Annotated in this window: 6 protein-coding genes; 1 reads left to right on the top strand and 5 read right to left on the bottom strand. The window is 72.8% G+C overall.

Features of this window, described 5'->3' with window-relative positions; all coding sequences use genetic code 11:
- Nucleotides 1-65: 65 nt before the first annotated feature.
- Nucleotides 66-2681 (top strand): AfsR/SARP family transcriptional regulator, encoded by a 2616-nt coding sequence (locus tag ATI37_RS00900; protein ID WP_117236697.1) that lies wholly within the window; start codon nt 66-68, stop codon nt 2679-2681.
- Here the strand turns inward: ATI37_RS00900 and ATI37_RS00895 are convergent.
- The 5 genes from ATI37_RS00895 to ATI37_RS00875 form a co-directional block, all read right to left on the bottom strand.
- Nucleotides 2678-3292, bottom strand: a complete 615-nt coding sequence (locus ATI37_RS00895) for a ComF family protein (protein ID WP_117236696.1) — start codon at nt 3290-3292, stop codon at nt 2678-2680. The two genes, ATI37_RS00900 and ATI37_RS00895, sit on opposite strands and share 4 nt — an antisense overlap.
- Nucleotides 3273-4265, bottom strand: a complete 993-nt coding sequence (gene mtnA, locus ATI37_RS00890) for an S-methyl-5-thioribose-1-phosphate isomerase (RefSeq protein ID WP_117236695.1) — start codon at nt 4263-4265, stop codon at nt 3273-3275. The genes ATI37_RS00895 and mtnA overlap by 20 nt, the downstream gene beginning before the upstream one ends.
- 9 nt (nt 4266-4274) lie before the next feature.
- Nucleotides 4275-5333, bottom strand: a complete 1059-nt coding sequence (locus ATI37_RS00885) for a PQQ-dependent sugar dehydrogenase (RefSeq protein WP_117236694.1) — start codon at nt 5331-5333, stop codon at nt 4275-4277.
- 83 nt (nt 5334-5416) lie between these two features.
- Complete coding sequence (tdh, locus tag ATI37_RS00880) at nt 5417-6448, bottom strand: L-threonine 3-dehydrogenase (protein WP_117236693.1); 1032 nt, start codon at nt 6446-6448, stop codon at nt 5417-5419.
- 11 nt (nt 6449-6459) lie between these two features.
- Entirely contained in the window at nt 6460-14472 is an 8013-nt protein-coding gene (locus tag ATI37_RS00875; RefSeq protein ID WP_117236692.1) for a translocation/assembly module TamB domain-containing protein, read from the bottom strand.
- Between the last annotated feature and the right edge of the window lie 49 nt (nt 14473-14521).

Genomic DNA, 14521 nt, shown 5'->3' with positions numbered 1-14521 from the left:
GGGGCGAATGTGGCCCGGAGGGCGGCTTGCGGCAAAACCTGCCTCCCCTCTAAGATAGGGGCGAGGTGGTCCCCCGCTGGCAAAGCCCGGTCTACCTGGAGAGGGAAAGGCTGCTTTCCCTCCTGCCGGAAGAGCCCGGGTTCGCGGTCCTCCTCGAGGCCCCCGCGGGCTTCGGCAAGAGCGTCCTGGCGGGGCAGCTGGCCGCTAGGCTGGACCTCAGGACCCTCTGGGCTAGCGCCAAACTGGGAGAGCCTAGAGGCCTCCTGGCCAAGGCTCTGGCCCTTCCCGAGAGGGCTCCTTGGGGGGTGGTGGTGGAGGCCCTCAAGGAGGAGCCTACCCTGGTGGTTTTGGAGGACCTGGAGGGGGATGAGGACCTGAGCCCCCTCCTCCGCACCCTCCCCGCCCTCCTGGTCCTGGCGAGCCGCACCCCCCTCCCCTACCCCGAGCTCCCCAAGCTCCTCGCCGAGGGCAGGCTGGTCCGCCTGGGCCCAGAGGAACTGGCCTTCACCCTGGAGGAGGCCAGGGCCCTCTTCGGGGAAAGGCCCGGGGCCGAGGCGGCCCACAGGGCCACCGGGGGCTGGCCCCTCCCCCTCTTCCTCGCCGCCCTCACCGGAAAGCCCCCCGAGGCGAAGGCCCTCATCCAGGGGCTAAGGGAGAGCCTAAGCCCCGAGGCGTTTCGGGAGGGCCTCCTCCTCGCCGCCCTACCCTACCTGCCCAGGGAGGCCGCCACCCCTGCCACGGAGGAACTCTTCGCCAAGGGCCTTCTCCGCGGCCTGCCCCAGGGCTACGCCCTCCACCCCCTCCTCCAGGAGGTGGCCCGGGGGAGCCTGGGGTCCGAGGTGCAAAGGGCCGTGCAGGAGGCGGAGGGCCGGCTTCCCCCAGAGCTCCTCGCCCAGGCCTACCACGCCTCGGGGCTCCACGAGAGGCTCCTAAGCCTTTTGGAAAGGCCCATCCAGCTCAACCTCCTCCCCGAGGCCCTCACCGCCTGGAGGGACCTCCTGGAACGGGGGGGCCCCCGAGCCCGGCTCCGCCTGGGGGAGGCCCTCCTCCAGTGCGGGAAACGGGAAGGCCTCGCCCTCTTAAAACCCCTGGCGGAATCCCAAGACCCCGGGGTCGCCCTCACCGCCTCCGGCCACCTGGCCTACTACCTGGCCGACCCCCTCCTGGGCCAGGACCTGGGGAGGGCCCGGGCCCACCTGGAGAAGGGGATGGGGCTTTTGGATCAGGTTCCCCCGGAGCTTGCCGGCCGCTTCCTCAACGACGCCGCCCGCGTCCCCTGGGAGGAGGGGAAGCTGGAAGAGGCCCTTGGGATGCTGGAGGAGGCCCTGAGGCGCCTACCCCTGGAAAGCCCCTTCCGCATCGCCCCCCTCACCAACCTGGCCCTCCTCCGCTTTGAGCTTCAGGGGGACCTCATGGGCTGGATCCAGGCCATAGAGGAGGCCATCCCCCTGAGCCTCCGCTATACCCCCGTCAACCACGCGGGCCACCTCCGCGACCTGGGGCGGCTCCACCTCCTCCTGGGGGAAAGGGCCCGGGCCGAGGCCTATCTGAAGGAGGCCCAGGAGGCCAAGGGCCACCCCCTGGCTAGCCTCGAGGCGGGGATGCTCCTCGCCCACCTAAGGGGGGATGAGGAGGGGGTAAAGGCCCTGGTGGCCCGGGCGAAGCTTTGGGAAAACCCCTACCTCGTGGGCCGGGGGCTAGCCCTCTTGGCCCTGCTTAGGGGCGACGCCCGCGTACTGGAAGGCGCGGAGGGCCTCTTCCCCGCTCTGGCCCGGGCGGAGCTCCAAAAGGACCCCGGCCTGCTTCCCCCCTACCCCAGGGAGCGGGAGGAAAGGCTCTACTGGCACGCCGCCCGCTACCGGATTCTTAGGGGAAGGGAAGACTTGGAGGCCATCCTCGGCCTCACCCAAGAGGGCCCCCGCCTCCTTGCGGGCCTCATCCCCTTGGGCCTCCTCCCCAGGGACCGCCCCGAGCTGGCCCGGGCCTACCCTCTGGAAGAGGTCCTTAGGAGCGGCTGGAAGGAGGCGGTGGCCCTGCGCCTTTCTGAGGTGCCCCCCCTAAAGGCTGAGGTCCTGGGCCAATTCCGGGTGCTGGGCCCCTTGGGGAAGGTGGCCCTTTCGGGCAAGGCGCGCGAGGTCTTCGCCCTCCTCCTCCTAGGGGTCCCCCGGGAAGAGATCGCCTTCCTCCTCTGGCCCGAGGTGCCCGAAGGGGCGGCCCTGAACAACCTCTCCGTTTGGCTCTCCCGCCTGCGCAAGGCCCTGGAGCCCTGGGGGGTCCCCACCTACCTGAGGGAGGAGGGCCTTTGCCGGGTGGAAAGCGATCTCCAGGCCCTGGAGGCCGCCCTGGAGGAGAAGGACGCCCAAAGGGCCCTCGCCCTCTACCAGGAGCCCCTCTTCCCCAGCCTGGACCTCCCCCTTCTGGACCGGAAGCGGGAGGAGCTTTACCACCGGGTGCGGGCCCTTTTCCTGGAAGCGGGCGAGGCCCGGTACCTGGAGCGCCTTCTAGAGCTAGACCCCCTGGACGAGGAGGCCCTCCTCCCCCTGGTGAACGGGTGCCTGTTTCGGGGCCAGCGGGCCCGCGCCCTGAAGCTTCTTAGGGCCTATGAGCGCCGGCTTTGGGAGGAGCTAGGGGAGAGGCCTTCGGGGGAGGTGGCGGTCCTCCTCCGCCGCCTTCAGGTCTAGCGGTAAGGCCCCAAAGCCCCTGGGTCCTTAACGGCGATGAAGGCCCCATGGACCCTCGAGGCCCCGGCCCGGAGGAGAGCCTCCTTGGCCCTAAGGAAGGTGGCCCCGCTGGTGAGGACATCGTCCACCAGGAGCCAGGCCCCCTCCACCCTCCCCAGGGGGGCGAAGAGGTCCCCGGGAAGCCGCCCCCTTCCCCGGCCCCGGAGGGGCTGGCCTGGGGCGTAGCGCACCCGCCTCAGGACCCGCCGGTAGGGAAGGCCCAGGAGGCGGGCCACCTCCCGGGCCAGGAGCTCCGGAGGGTTGTACCCCCGGAGGAGGAGGCGGGGGAGGAGGGTGGGGACCGCCGCCACCCCGCCCAGGGCCCACCCCTGGGCCAGGACCCCCTCCGCCAGGGGGCGGGCCAGGAGGGGGGCGAGGCCGAAGCGCCTCCCGTACTTCAGGGCCCGCACCACGCCGCCCCAGCGGCCGTAGGGCCCCAGGTAGACCGTCTCCCCCCGGGCAAAGGCCCGGAGCTCGGCGCGGCAGGAGGCGCAAAGGAGGAGGACATCTAGCCTCCCCCCGCACCCCGGGCAGGCGTGGCCCAGGAGCTCCTCAAGAAGGCCCCAGAGCATCCCTGAGGGCCTCGTCAAAGGGGGGGTAGAGGACCCCCTTCTCCGTAATGATTCCCGTGAGAAAGCGGTGGGGGGTCAGGTCAAAGGCGGGGTGGTAGGCGGGAAAACCGGGAGGGGCTACGGGAAGGCCCCGGAGGTGGGTAACCTCCTCTCCTGGGCGCTCCTCTACGGGGATGCCCTCACCCGTCTCCAGCCTGGGGTCCACGGAGGAAAGGGGCAAGGCGGCGTAGAAGGGGATGCCGTGGTGGTGGGCGAGAACGGCCAGGGCGTAGGTGCCGATCTTGTTGGCGAAGTCCCCGTTTAGGGCCATGCGGTCCACGCCCACGATGACCGCCTCCACTTGGCCCCTTCCCATGAGGAAGCCCGCCATGCTATCGGTAATGAGGGTGGCGGGAACGCCCGCCCTTTGGAGTTCAAAGGCGGTGAGCCTGGCCCCTTGCAGGTAGGGCCGGGTCTCGCCCACCCACACGTGGCGGACCCGCCCCTGGCGGTGGGCCTCGAGGATGGCCCCGAGGGCCGTGCCGTACCCCCCGGTGGCCAGGGGGCCGGTGTTGCAGTGGGTGAGGACCTGGCCCCTGAGGACCCTCGCCCCGTGGAGGCTAATCGCCCTTTCCGTCTCCTCCACCTCCCGCCAGAGGGCCCTGGCCTCCCGGAGGCTCCCCTCCAGGTCTCCCCAGTAGGGGCGCATCCGGTCCAGGGCGTGGAAGAGGTTCACCGCCGTGGGCCGGCTTCCCCTTAGGAGGCGGTCCGCCTCCTCCGGTTCCTCCCCCCTTAGGTGGGCCAGGACCATGCCGAAGGCGGCGGAAACCCCGATGGCCGGCGCCCCCCGCACCACCATCTCCCGGATGGCCTTGGCCATCTCCCCGGCGGTGCGCACGGGGAGGAAGGCCTCCTCCTGGGGGAGGCGCCTCTGGTCCAGGAGCCAGAAGACCCCCTCCCCCTCGTCAAAGCGGAAGGGCAGAAGCCGCTCCACGGCAAAAGCTTAAACCAGGCGGAGCACCCTGTCGTCCCCGGGCCGCACCCTTCCCCGCCCGTCCCGGTTGGAGGTGGTCACGTAAAGGGCCCCGTCCGGCCCCAGCCTCGCCTCGCGGAGGCGGCCAAAACCGGAGAGGGCGGTCTCCACCCGGGAAACCCGCCAGTTGCCCCGGCCCCCCTCCAGCTCCAGGCGCAGGAGGGCCTCCCCCCTCAGCCCCGCCACGTAGAGGCCGCCCCGGAAGAAGGCCAGGTTGCCCGGGGGAAAGCCCTGGGGCCAGAGGTGGAGAGGATCCAGGTACCGGGGGTCGTTCCCCCGGCCCACCACGCGGGGCCAGCCGTAGTTTCCCCCAGGGACGATGAGGTTCACCTCGTCGTGGCCGAAACCCTGTTCCCCGCTGGGCCCGTGCTCGCTTATGAAGAGCTCCCCCGTCACGGGGTGCCAGGCCAGGCCCTGGGGGTTGCGGTGGCCGTAGGAGTAGACCTCGGGCCGTGCCCCCTGGCGGCCGAGGAAGGGGTTTCCTGGGGCGGGCCTGCCCTCCGGGGTGATGCGGAGGATCTTCCCCCCCAAGGAGGAGAGGTCCTGGGCCAGCTCCCGCTCGTAGACCTCCCCCGTGGTCACGTAGAGCATCCCGTCGGGGCCGAAGGCGATGCGCCCTCCCGAGTGGAGGCCGTGGGGCCTGGCGGGGATCCCGTCCAGGATCACCTCCTCCAGGACCCCCCGGTCCCCCAGGTGGCGGAGGCGCACCACCTGGTTCCTGAGGCCCCCCTCCTCCACGGTGCGGTAGGCGTAGAGGTAGGGCTCCTGGGGAAACCGGGGATGGAGGGCGAGGCCCAGAAGCCCCGACTCCCCCCGGGCGTAGACGGGAAGCTCCGCGTACGTGGCAAGCCGCCCCGCCCGGAAAAGCCTGATCCGCCCCGGCCTCTCCGAGATGAGGATCCCCCCCTCGGGCAGGAAGGCCAGGGCCCAGGGGACCTCGAGGCCCCCCACCACCTCCTCCACCCTTGGCCCTTGGCCCCGGGCCAAGGCGAGCCCCACGAGGGCCCCAAGAAACCGTCTCCTGTCCACGCGCACCTCCTCCAGGGCCAGGCTACCAGAAGGAGGGGGGAGCGGGCCTGTTCCGGGGCACACACCCGACCCCGGGGGCAGGTTCAGGCCCTGGGGTCCAGGACCACCTTCACCCCCTGCCCCGAGGCGAGGAGATGGAAGGCCTCCCGGTAGCGGCTCAGGGGCAGGCGGTGGGTGATGAGGGGCCCTAGGTCCACCCGGCCCGAGTAGACCAGGGCCGTGCCCTGCATCCAGGTCTGCCAAAGCCTCCGCCCGGCGATGCCGTAGGCGGTGACCCCCCGCATGACCAGCTCCCCCGCCAGGTCAAAGCGGATGGGGTCCGAGGGAATGCCGAGGACCCTCGCCTCCCCCCCGGGGATGAGGCTCTTCAGGCCCTGGTGAATGGCGCTCTCGTTCCCGGAAAACTCCAGGAGGACCTCCACCCCACTCCCCGTGACCTCCCTCACCACCTCCGGGAGGTCCTCCTCCAGGGGGTTCACCAGGCGGTCGGCGTAGGGCCTGGCGAAGGCCAGGCGGTAGGGGTTGGGGTCGGAGACCAGGATGGGCCCGGCCCCGCTCGCGCGGGCCACCATGGCCGCCATGAGGCCGATGGGCCCCGCCCCGGTGATGAGGACGCTCCGCCCCGAGACCCCGCTTCCGGCGTAGACGGTGTGCACCGCGTTGCCAAAGGGCTCCAGGATGGCCGCCACCTCAAAGGGGAGGTCCTTGGGGTTCACCCAGGCGTTCTCCGCGGGCACCACGACGTACTCGGCAAACCCCCCGTCCCGGTCCACCCCCAGGATCTCCGTGTTCAGGCAGACGTGGTGGTTGCCCGTGCGGCAGGCGGGGCAGGTGTGGCAGACCACGTGGCTTTCCAGGCTCACGGGGTCCCCCACCCTCGGCCGCTTCACCCCAGGGCCCACGGCCTCCACCACCCCGCTGAACTCGTGCCCGGTGATGAGGGGCGGGCGGACCCTGCCCCTGGCCCAGGCGTCCCAACGCCAGATGTGCAGGTCGGTGCCGCAGATGCTCACGGCCTCCACCCGCACCAGGACCTCCCCGGGGCCGGGCTCGGGGAGGGGGCGCTCCACCAGGGTCAGGCCTTCCTCGGGGGCAAGCTTGGCCAAAGCGCGCATACGGGGGCATCCTACCATCGGTAGAGGGCCCCCACGCTGAAGCGCACGGTGTCGGCGGCCTCGAGGCCCAGGGAGAGGCCGAGGCTTGGGGTGAGGTCGTAGCCCAAGGCGAAGTCCAGGCGGGCGAGGCGGCCGTTGCCGAACTGGAAGGTGGAGCCCAAGGAGAAGGTGAGCCCGTCCCGGCGGTACTGGGCGGAAAGGGTCTGCTCCCCCCGCAGGTCCACCCTGTAGCCCAAGAAGAGCTCCGGGCTCAGGTACTTGCCGATGGAGAAGCGGATATCCTCCAGCTCCCCGCCCCCGAAGAGGGGTACCTGCACCTGGAAGCGGTCCAGGCCCAAGGCCTTGGCCAGCTCCCGCTCCAGCTGGCCCAGGACCAGGCTCTCCAGGGCGGCCCCCAGGGCGGCCTGGGGCAGGGTCTCCCCAATCCGGGCCACGTCGGGGGTGCCCAGGGTGAGGAGGGCGTAGATCTCGGGCTCGGAGAGGGGGGGTTCCGAGGCGAAGCGCGGCTCCAGGCGCACCTTCACCCGGCCCCCTTCCCGCACGAACTCCCCGCTGGCCTCCAGGGAGACCCTGTACCCCCGGGTTTCCGCCTGGGCCTTGAGGGCGAGCTCCGGCAGGATGCCCCGATCGGGGGCGAAGCGGAGGCGGCTTGCCGCCGGGTCCAGGGTGAAGAGGGAGTCCCAAAGCCGGAAGCTCCCCCAAAGGGCCTCCACCGTCCCGGTGAGGAAGGGGTCCCCATAGGTGCCCCCCAGGTAGACCTCCCCCCTAAGCTCCCCCTGGGCCAGGCTCTCCTGAACCAAGACGCCCCTTTCCGCATACAGGCGCACCCCGTCAAAGACCAAGGGGATGGGGGCGGGCCTTTCCGCCACCTCCACCCCTTCTGTGGAAAGCTGGCGCTGGCTGGCCTCGGGGATGGCCAGGCGGGCCCTTAAGACCTCGGCGTTCCCCGTGAGGTGGTAGGTTCCCCTCTCCTCGTAGAGGAAGAAGCTTTTGATGTCCAGAAGCCCCTCCTGCAGGTAGTACTGGGGGTAGTAGAGGGGAAGGCGCCCATAGCCCGCAAGGCGCAGGGGAAAAAGGGTCCCCTGGGCTTCCGCCTCCCCCAGGCGGATCTCCACACCGTAGTTGGGGTAGCGGAAGGTGAGCTCCGCGGGGGTATCCTCCCTGAGGCCGGGCAGGGAGACGGCCCCCCGGGCGCTCACCTGGAAGGCCTCGAGGGTCCCCCCAAGCCCTAGCCTCCCCCGCCCCGGGAAGGGGGCGGTTAGGGTGAGCTCCCCCTCGGCCTGGGCCCCACCGTTCAGGGAGAGGAGACCCTTGGGCAGGTACCCTGCTACCGGCCCCAAGCGGAAGCGGAACTCCTCCAGGGCCACCTGGAAACCCCCTTCCGTGAGGCGGAGGGCCAGGGTTCCCGAGGCCTCTGGCCGGTAGGGCCTGAGGGCAGGGATGACCTGGAGGACGGGGGTAAAGGCGGTGTCCTTCAGGTTCAGGTAGAGGTCGCTCCCCCTGGGGCTCCAGTACCCTCCGCCCTCCCAAAGGCCCCTCCCGGAGAGGCGCAGGTGGTCCACGTAGAGGGTCTCCCCCCCGTAGCGGAAGGCGGCCCGGCCCCGAAGCTCATCCCCGCCCCCCCGGAAGACCAGGCTCTCCCCCACCAAGACCCCCTCCCCCCGCCTGGGGTCGGCGAGGGGCAGGCGGAGGCGGACCGCCCCCGTCCAGTAGGCCTCCCCCTCCAGGGGGCCCGCCACCGCCGAGAGGAGGAGGTGGAGGGGAAAGGCCCGGGGGGAGGCCGAGAGGTCCAGCCTGTCCCCGAGCAGGGCGAAGGCGAAGGGGCTTTCCCCGATCTGGCCCTCCCCCTCCGCCCCTCCGGGGGCCAGGCGGGCCTTGAGGCCCAGGGGAAGCCGCGTGCCGGCAACCTCCACGAAGCCCGCCACCTCTCCTTGGGCCCTGGCCTCCTGGACCAGGACCCTCCCCGAGACCCGCCCCTGCAGGTAGGGGGCATAGCGGGCGAGGAAGTCCTCGAGGGCCGTCTCCTCCAGCGTGAGTTCCCCCTCCAGGGGGAGGAGCCGCCCCCGGACCCCGATCCGACCCACCCCGCCCGCAAGGACCCCCTCCACCCGGTACCCCTCGCCGTAGAGGCGGCCCCCGAAGCGGCTTTCCAGGGGAGGGAGGGGGAGGTCCACCCGGAGCTCCCCCTTGGGCGGATGGGCGAGCTCCCCGGCGAGGTAAGGCCCCTCCGCCCTGAGGGCGGCCTCCAGGAGCCTCCCCGTGAGGGTTAAGGTCTGGGGCCCCGCCCGGTAGCCGAGGCGGTAGGCCCCACCCAGGTCCACCTCCCCCTCCAGCCTCCCCTCCCCCGCGGGCCACCAGGGGTAGGCGGGGTGCTCCCCCCTTATCCGCACCCGGTCCCCCGCCCCCTCGAGGACCAGGAGGAAGCCCCCAAGGTCCAGGGCAAACCGCCCGGAGACCTCCCCTCCCCCGTAGCGCAAGGCCCCTTCCCCTTCTGGGCTCGCGAGCTCCAAGGCCAAGTCCGCCAGGTCCAGCCTTCCCTCCAGGGGCAGGCCCAGGGCCGGAACCCGGTAGCCGAGGAGGAGGACCCTCCCCTCGCCCCGGGCCGCCAGGCCCCAGGGAAGCCGGGCCTCCCCCTGCGCCTCCCGGGAAAGGAGGTCCAAGGAAAGCCCCCCCATCTCCAACCGGGGCCAGCGCAGGGCCACCCCCTCCCCCAAGACCTCGCCCCTAAGCTCGGGGACCCCCTCTCCCAGGACCTCCACCCACCCCTCCCGGAAGGCCAGCCGCCCCGCCCAGGCCCTCTCCCAGGAGACCTGGCCCTCGAGGTCCCCAGAAAAGGCCAGGGCAAGCCCCCCCGCCCCCAGCCGCCCCACCGCCCGCGCCTCCCGCCCGAAGGCAGCGAGGGAAAGGTCCAGGGCCGCCCCGGAGAGGGGCCCCTCGGCCTGGCCCGAGAGGACGAGGGGCCCGAGGCGGAAGCCGGAGAGGGCCAGGGCCACCCCCTCCGGCCCCACCTCCCCGGATACGCCCTCCCCAGAGAGGGCCACCCGGAAGCCGGGAAGGCCCTCCAGGGCCAGGGCCACCTCCCCATAGCGGTAGGTGCCGGAAAGCCACTCCCCCGGGTAGCTCCCCCAGGCCCGAAGCTCCCCCAGGCCCCGGGGGAGGGGCCCCTCGTAGCGGTAGGTGAGGGTCGGGGGGAGGAGGTCAAGCCGCCCCCGGAGGGGGAGGTCCTCCCCCAAGAGGTCCAGGCCCAGCCCCCGGCCCAGGAGGCGCACCCCCCCGTAGGGGGTGCCCAGGGTCCCATCCCCTTGGATCTCTCCCAGGTAGCCCGTCTCAGCCTGGTAAGCGTAGCGGCCAGAGAAGGCGTAGTCCCGGTAGCTTAGCTTCCCTTCCAGGGAAAGCCCGAGGCCGGGGCAGTCCCCCAGGGGGGCGGGCAGGCAGAGGCTCCCCGTCCACGCCCCCTGCCAAGCCCCCTCCCCGGCGAGGCGGAGGGCCCTTGCTCCCAGGTCTACCTCCCCCAGAAGCCCGCCCTCGGGGAGGGGATAGCGGAAGGCCAGCGTCCCCGCAAGCCCCTCCCCGTAGCGGGCCTCCCCCTGGAGGCGGGGTCCCAGGAAGCGGAGGATGAGGCCCTCCTGGTATAGGGCCTCCACCCTTTCCCCCAGGACCTCCCCCGCGAGCTCCGCCCTGGGGGGCCAGGGCCAGACCCTCCCGGAAAGCCGCCCCTCGGGCCTCTCCAGGACCACGTCCAAGGGGTCCTCCCAAGGGCCTTCCCCCGAGGCCCGGAGCCGCACGGGAAGACCAAAGGGCTCGAGGTCCTGGTCCAGCCGCAGGGAAAGCCGCCCCTCCCTGAGGGTCAGGCGGTACCCTTCCCCTTCCCCCCAGAGGACCAGGGCCTTCGGGTCAAAGCCCACACCCCCGTACCGGAAGGCGAAGCCCAGCCGCTTCCCCTCGCCCACGAGGGCCCCTTCCCCCTCGAGGGCAAGCCGGGGAAGCTCCCCAGAAAACCGCCCCTCCGCCTCCAAACGGGCCTGGCCCAGGGCCCTCCCGTACCGGGCCACCCCGGAAACCCCAAGGCCCACCACCTCCCCCTCGGCGCGAAGCCCCTCCCCCAGGACCCGGAAGCCCAGGGGGCCCTCCCCCCGGGCCTCCACCTCCAGGCCCCGCCCCCTGGCCCTGAGGCCCCCCCTGTACCCCTCGGGCGCGTAGCCCAGGTCGGCCTCCACCCGAAAGCCCTCCACCTCCGCCTGGCCCCTGGCCCAGAGGACAAGATCCCCCTCGTACCGGGCGGAAAGGGCCAGGGGAGCCTCCCAGACCGCCTCCGCCCAAAGCCCCTCCCCCTGGAGGCGGAAGGGCCCCTCCTGGACCAGGTAGCGGAGGCCCCTGAGGTGACCTTCCGCCTGGTAGCGGCTCCCCTGCCACCGGAAGCGCCCCTCCCCTTGGGCGTAGGCCGAGGCGTGCCCCACCTCCCCCTCCCCCTCGAGGGCAGGCAGGTCCACCACGCCCTCAAGCCAGCTCTCCCCCAGGACCTCGTCCCGGTAGCGAGCCTGGACCCCCAGGGCGGAAAGGGGCCCCCCGAAGGCCACCTCCACCCCCCGGTAGCGGAAGGCCCCCCGGGCCTCCCCCTCGAGGCCCCCCCCGAGGCGGAGCTCGCCCTCTCCCGAAACCTCCCCCAGGCCGCTTAGCCTTCCCGCCCGCCAGTCCCAGGCGAGGCCCAGGCCCCGCCCGGGCAGGAAGAGGCGCACCTCCGTGGCCCGGTAGCCCACGGCCAGGGCCTCCCCCCCGTAGCGGAGAAGCCCCTCGCCCTCCCCCTCCCCGGAGAGGCCCAGCCGGGCCGAAAGGCTCCCCGAGAGGGCCACCCCCAAGGCCTCGGCCAGGGGGGCCACCTCCTCCAGGGAAAGGCCCACCTCCCCCCCCTCCAAGACCGCCTCCCCGCCGGAAAAGCGGAGGAGGAGGGAGGGCTCCTCCCCGTAGGCCCCGCGCCAGTCGAAGGGAAGCCCCGCCCAGACCCCCTCCCCCTCCCCCTCCAGCCTCAGGCCCTCCCCCTGGAAAACCCCGGAAACCCGCCCCACCCGGCCCAGGAGGGCGAAGGGCAGGTCCGCCCGGCCCCGGTAGGCCAACCCCTCCCCCTCTAGGAAGAGCGGCCCCTCCACGCGGTAACGGACACCCCCCTCCACCCACACCTCCCCTCGGAAGGGAAGGGGGTCCAGGTAGGGCGCCCTAGCCTCCCCCGCCACCTGGAGGCGCAGGGCCCCCCAGGGCCCGCCCCCCTCCCCCCTGGCCCAGACCTCCACCCCGCCCTGGCGGTAGCTCCCCCGGAGGCGCAAGGAGGCCCCCTCGGGGGACACCTCCCCCTCCCCCCGGAGGTAGGGGCTGGAGAACCGCACCCGGGCTGAGAGGGGCGCCTCCCCCAGGAGGAGGGCCTCCCCGTAGGGGCTAGAAAGCCTCAGCCGCCCTCCCCTGTGCCCCCAGGCGCCATGGGCCCGGGCCGGGAGGCCGAAGGGGGCGAGGTCGTACCCCTCGGCCTGGAGGAGGAGGGCCAGCCCCCCCTCGTACCCCCCGAGGACCCTGAGGCCCGGGGCCCGGCCCAAAAGGCGCAAGGAGCCCCCTCTCCCCGAAAAGGCCAGGCGCAGGTCCCCCTTGGGGAGCCCCACCTCCCCCCGGTAGGCCAGGGCGAGGAGGTCCGCCCTCCCCTCCAGGGTCCAGGCCCCCAGGTAGGGCACCTCCCCTCCCCCCACCGCCCTGAGGCCCCGCCAGGGCCCCTCCCCGACCATCTCCCCGTAGGGCGTGGCCAGGCGGAGGCGCCCCCCCTCCAGGTCCCCCTGGGCCCAAAGCTGCCCCTCCAGCCCCAGGTAGCGGAAGGGGAGGGCAAGGCGGAAGGGGAAGCCCTCGCGGAAGGCCACCTCCCCTACCCCGGGGACCTCCAACCCCTCCCGGCCCAGGCGGAAGGCCAGGGGCGGGACCTCCAACCCCGGGGGCAGGGGGGGAAGGAGCCTGCCCTGGAGGCGCACCTCGGGGTAGACCTCCCCCCGCCCCTCCGCGTACCCCGAAAGCTCCAGGAGGAGGCGCTCCCCAGCCCCCAAAAGCCTCCCCGCCACCCCGTAGGGGGTGGTGAAGGCGGCCCACCCGGAGAAGCCCCCGCGGTAGGACAGGTCGGCCTCGAGGCCCACCCCGCCGAGCTCCCCCTGGCCGAAGAGGCGGAGGTCCTCCCTGTAGGTTAGGCGCAGGCCCCCTCCCTCCAGGAGGAGGCCCGGCTCCGGGTCGTAGCGCCCCAGGAGGGGCACTTCCCCCAAGGGGGTGGTGAGCCTGCCCCTGAGGTCCGCCCCCAGCCGCCTCAGGTCCCCCTGCACCTCCAGGTACCGCCCCCGCAGGAAAAGCCTCCCGGAAAGCCCGCCCTCCCGGTAGCGGGCCTCCCCCGTCAGGCGCATCTCGTCCAGGGCGCGGATGGGGAGCCCCGTGAGCCTAAGGGCCAAGGCCCCACCCCGGTACCACCCCTCCCCGTAGGGGCTTCGGAAGGAGAGGCCCCAGGCCTCCTGGCGCAGGCCCACGGGGAAGCGGGCATAAGGGGAGTCGTAGAGGAGGTGGGCGCTGAGCCTTCCCCCAAGGAGCCTCCCCCTTCCCTCCAGGCTTCCCACCGCCAAGGGCGTAGGGTCCAGGGAGAGGGCCAGGTCGCCCCAGGTGCCGGAAAGCCGCAAGGGGCCAAACCGCCCCGCCACCCGCTCCCCCTCCCCCTGGGCCTCCCCCGAGAGGTCCAACGGGGGAAAGAGGGGGAGGCGCACCCCCGGGCTCCTGGCGGCGAGCCGCCACCCCCCTCCCTCCCACCGGAGGGCCACCTCCGCCAGACCCTCCAAGGGCCTGGGCCAGGCGGCCTCCCCCTGGACCCGAAGCCGGTCCCCCTCCCCCTCCAGCCGGAGGCGGCTTCCCAGGGTATCCCGGTAGCTCCCCCGGTATTCCGGCCCCTGCAGGGAGAAGCCCAGGGCGTACTCCCGGTCAAAGAGTCTGCCCTCCGCCTGGGTCTCCAGGCGGAAGACCTGGTCAAAGGCGAGCCTCCCCCTGTGGCGGAAGGGCTCCCCAAGGAGCCTCCCCTCCCCCTCAAAGCGGCCCCGGACCCTCACCGCCTCCCACCCCTCCCCCTCCAGGAAAAGCCGCCCGTCCCCTTCCAAAGGCAGGGCAAGGCCGTAGTGCCGGGCCAGGGCCGGGAGCCTGGGGCGGCCCTCCACCGCGAAGCGGTACCGCTCCCCCCTCAGGTCCACCTGGGCCGTGGCCGAGAGGGGCCCCTCGAGGCCCACCCCCCTGAGCCGGGCCTCCACCTGGTCCCCTTCCAGGCTAAGCTCCCCCTCCACCCCGGTGAGGCGGAAGCCCACCAGGTCCACCACGCCCGCCCTCAACCGGGCCTCCCCCTCCATCCCCGAGGGCCGCAGGCGGAAGACCCCCTCCACCCTTCCCCCCCTCAGCCCCTCGTAGAAAAAGGCAAGCCCCCCCACCTCCCCCCTGAAGGCCACGTCCCAGGCGGCGAGGTCTGGGGCGAGGGCCCTGGCCTCCCCCTGGAAACTCCCCCCGGGGAGGCGGGCCAGGAAGCGGTAGGGGTTCTCCCCGAAGAGGCTTAGGCGGAGGGGAGGGAGGAAGAGGCGCTCCCCCTGCCGGAGCTCCACCTCCACCCCCTCCAGCCTCAGGGAGCGGAAGACCACCCGAAAGGCGGGGGGCGGCCCCGGCTCCTGGGGCAGGAGGGCCTCCCAGGTGGGCCGCACCCGGGCCCCCTTGAGGGTGAGGGAGAGGGGAAGCTCCCGCCTTAGGAGGCCCAGGAGGTCGTAGGCCAGGCCCACCTCCTCCGCCCAAAGCTCCAGGCCCTCCGCCTCCAGGGCCACCCCCTTGAGGCGGAGGCCGAAGAGGAGGTGGCCCGAAATCCCCTCCACCCGCCCCTGGAGGCCCAAAAGGGGCAGGGCCCGCTCCACCGCCCCCTTGAGGAGGGGCGGCCAGGCCAGGGCCAGGAGGAAGAGGCCCAAAAGGAGGAGGAGAAGGAGCCCCCGCCGCATCCCTCTCAGCATAGGGAGGGGAGATGAAAGGGGCATGGCAAAGGGGCTA

This window comes from Thermus sediminis (assembly GCF_003426945.1).
Classification (GTDB): Bacteria; Deinococcota; Deinococci; order Deinococcales; family Thermaceae; genus Thermus; species Thermus sediminis.
The sequence above is the reverse complement of the archived record's forward strand: the minus strand, read 5'-3'. Positions and strand labels throughout refer to the sequence as shown.

Bases quoted from the DNA above. Each gene is read 5' to 3' on its own strand.
- ATI37_RS00895 (WP_117236696.1), bottom strand. From the start codon at position 3,292: ATGCTCTGGGGCCTTCTTGAGGAGCTCCTGGGCCACGCCTGCCCGGGG.
- tdh (WP_117236693.1), bottom strand. From the start codon at position 6,448: ATGCGCGCTTTGGCCAAGCTTGCCCCCGAGGAAGGCCTGACCCTGGTG.
- ATI37_RS00875 (WP_117236692.1), bottom strand. From the start codon at position 14,472: ATGCGGCGGGGGCTCCTTCTCCTCCTCCTTTTGGGCCTCTTCCTCCTG.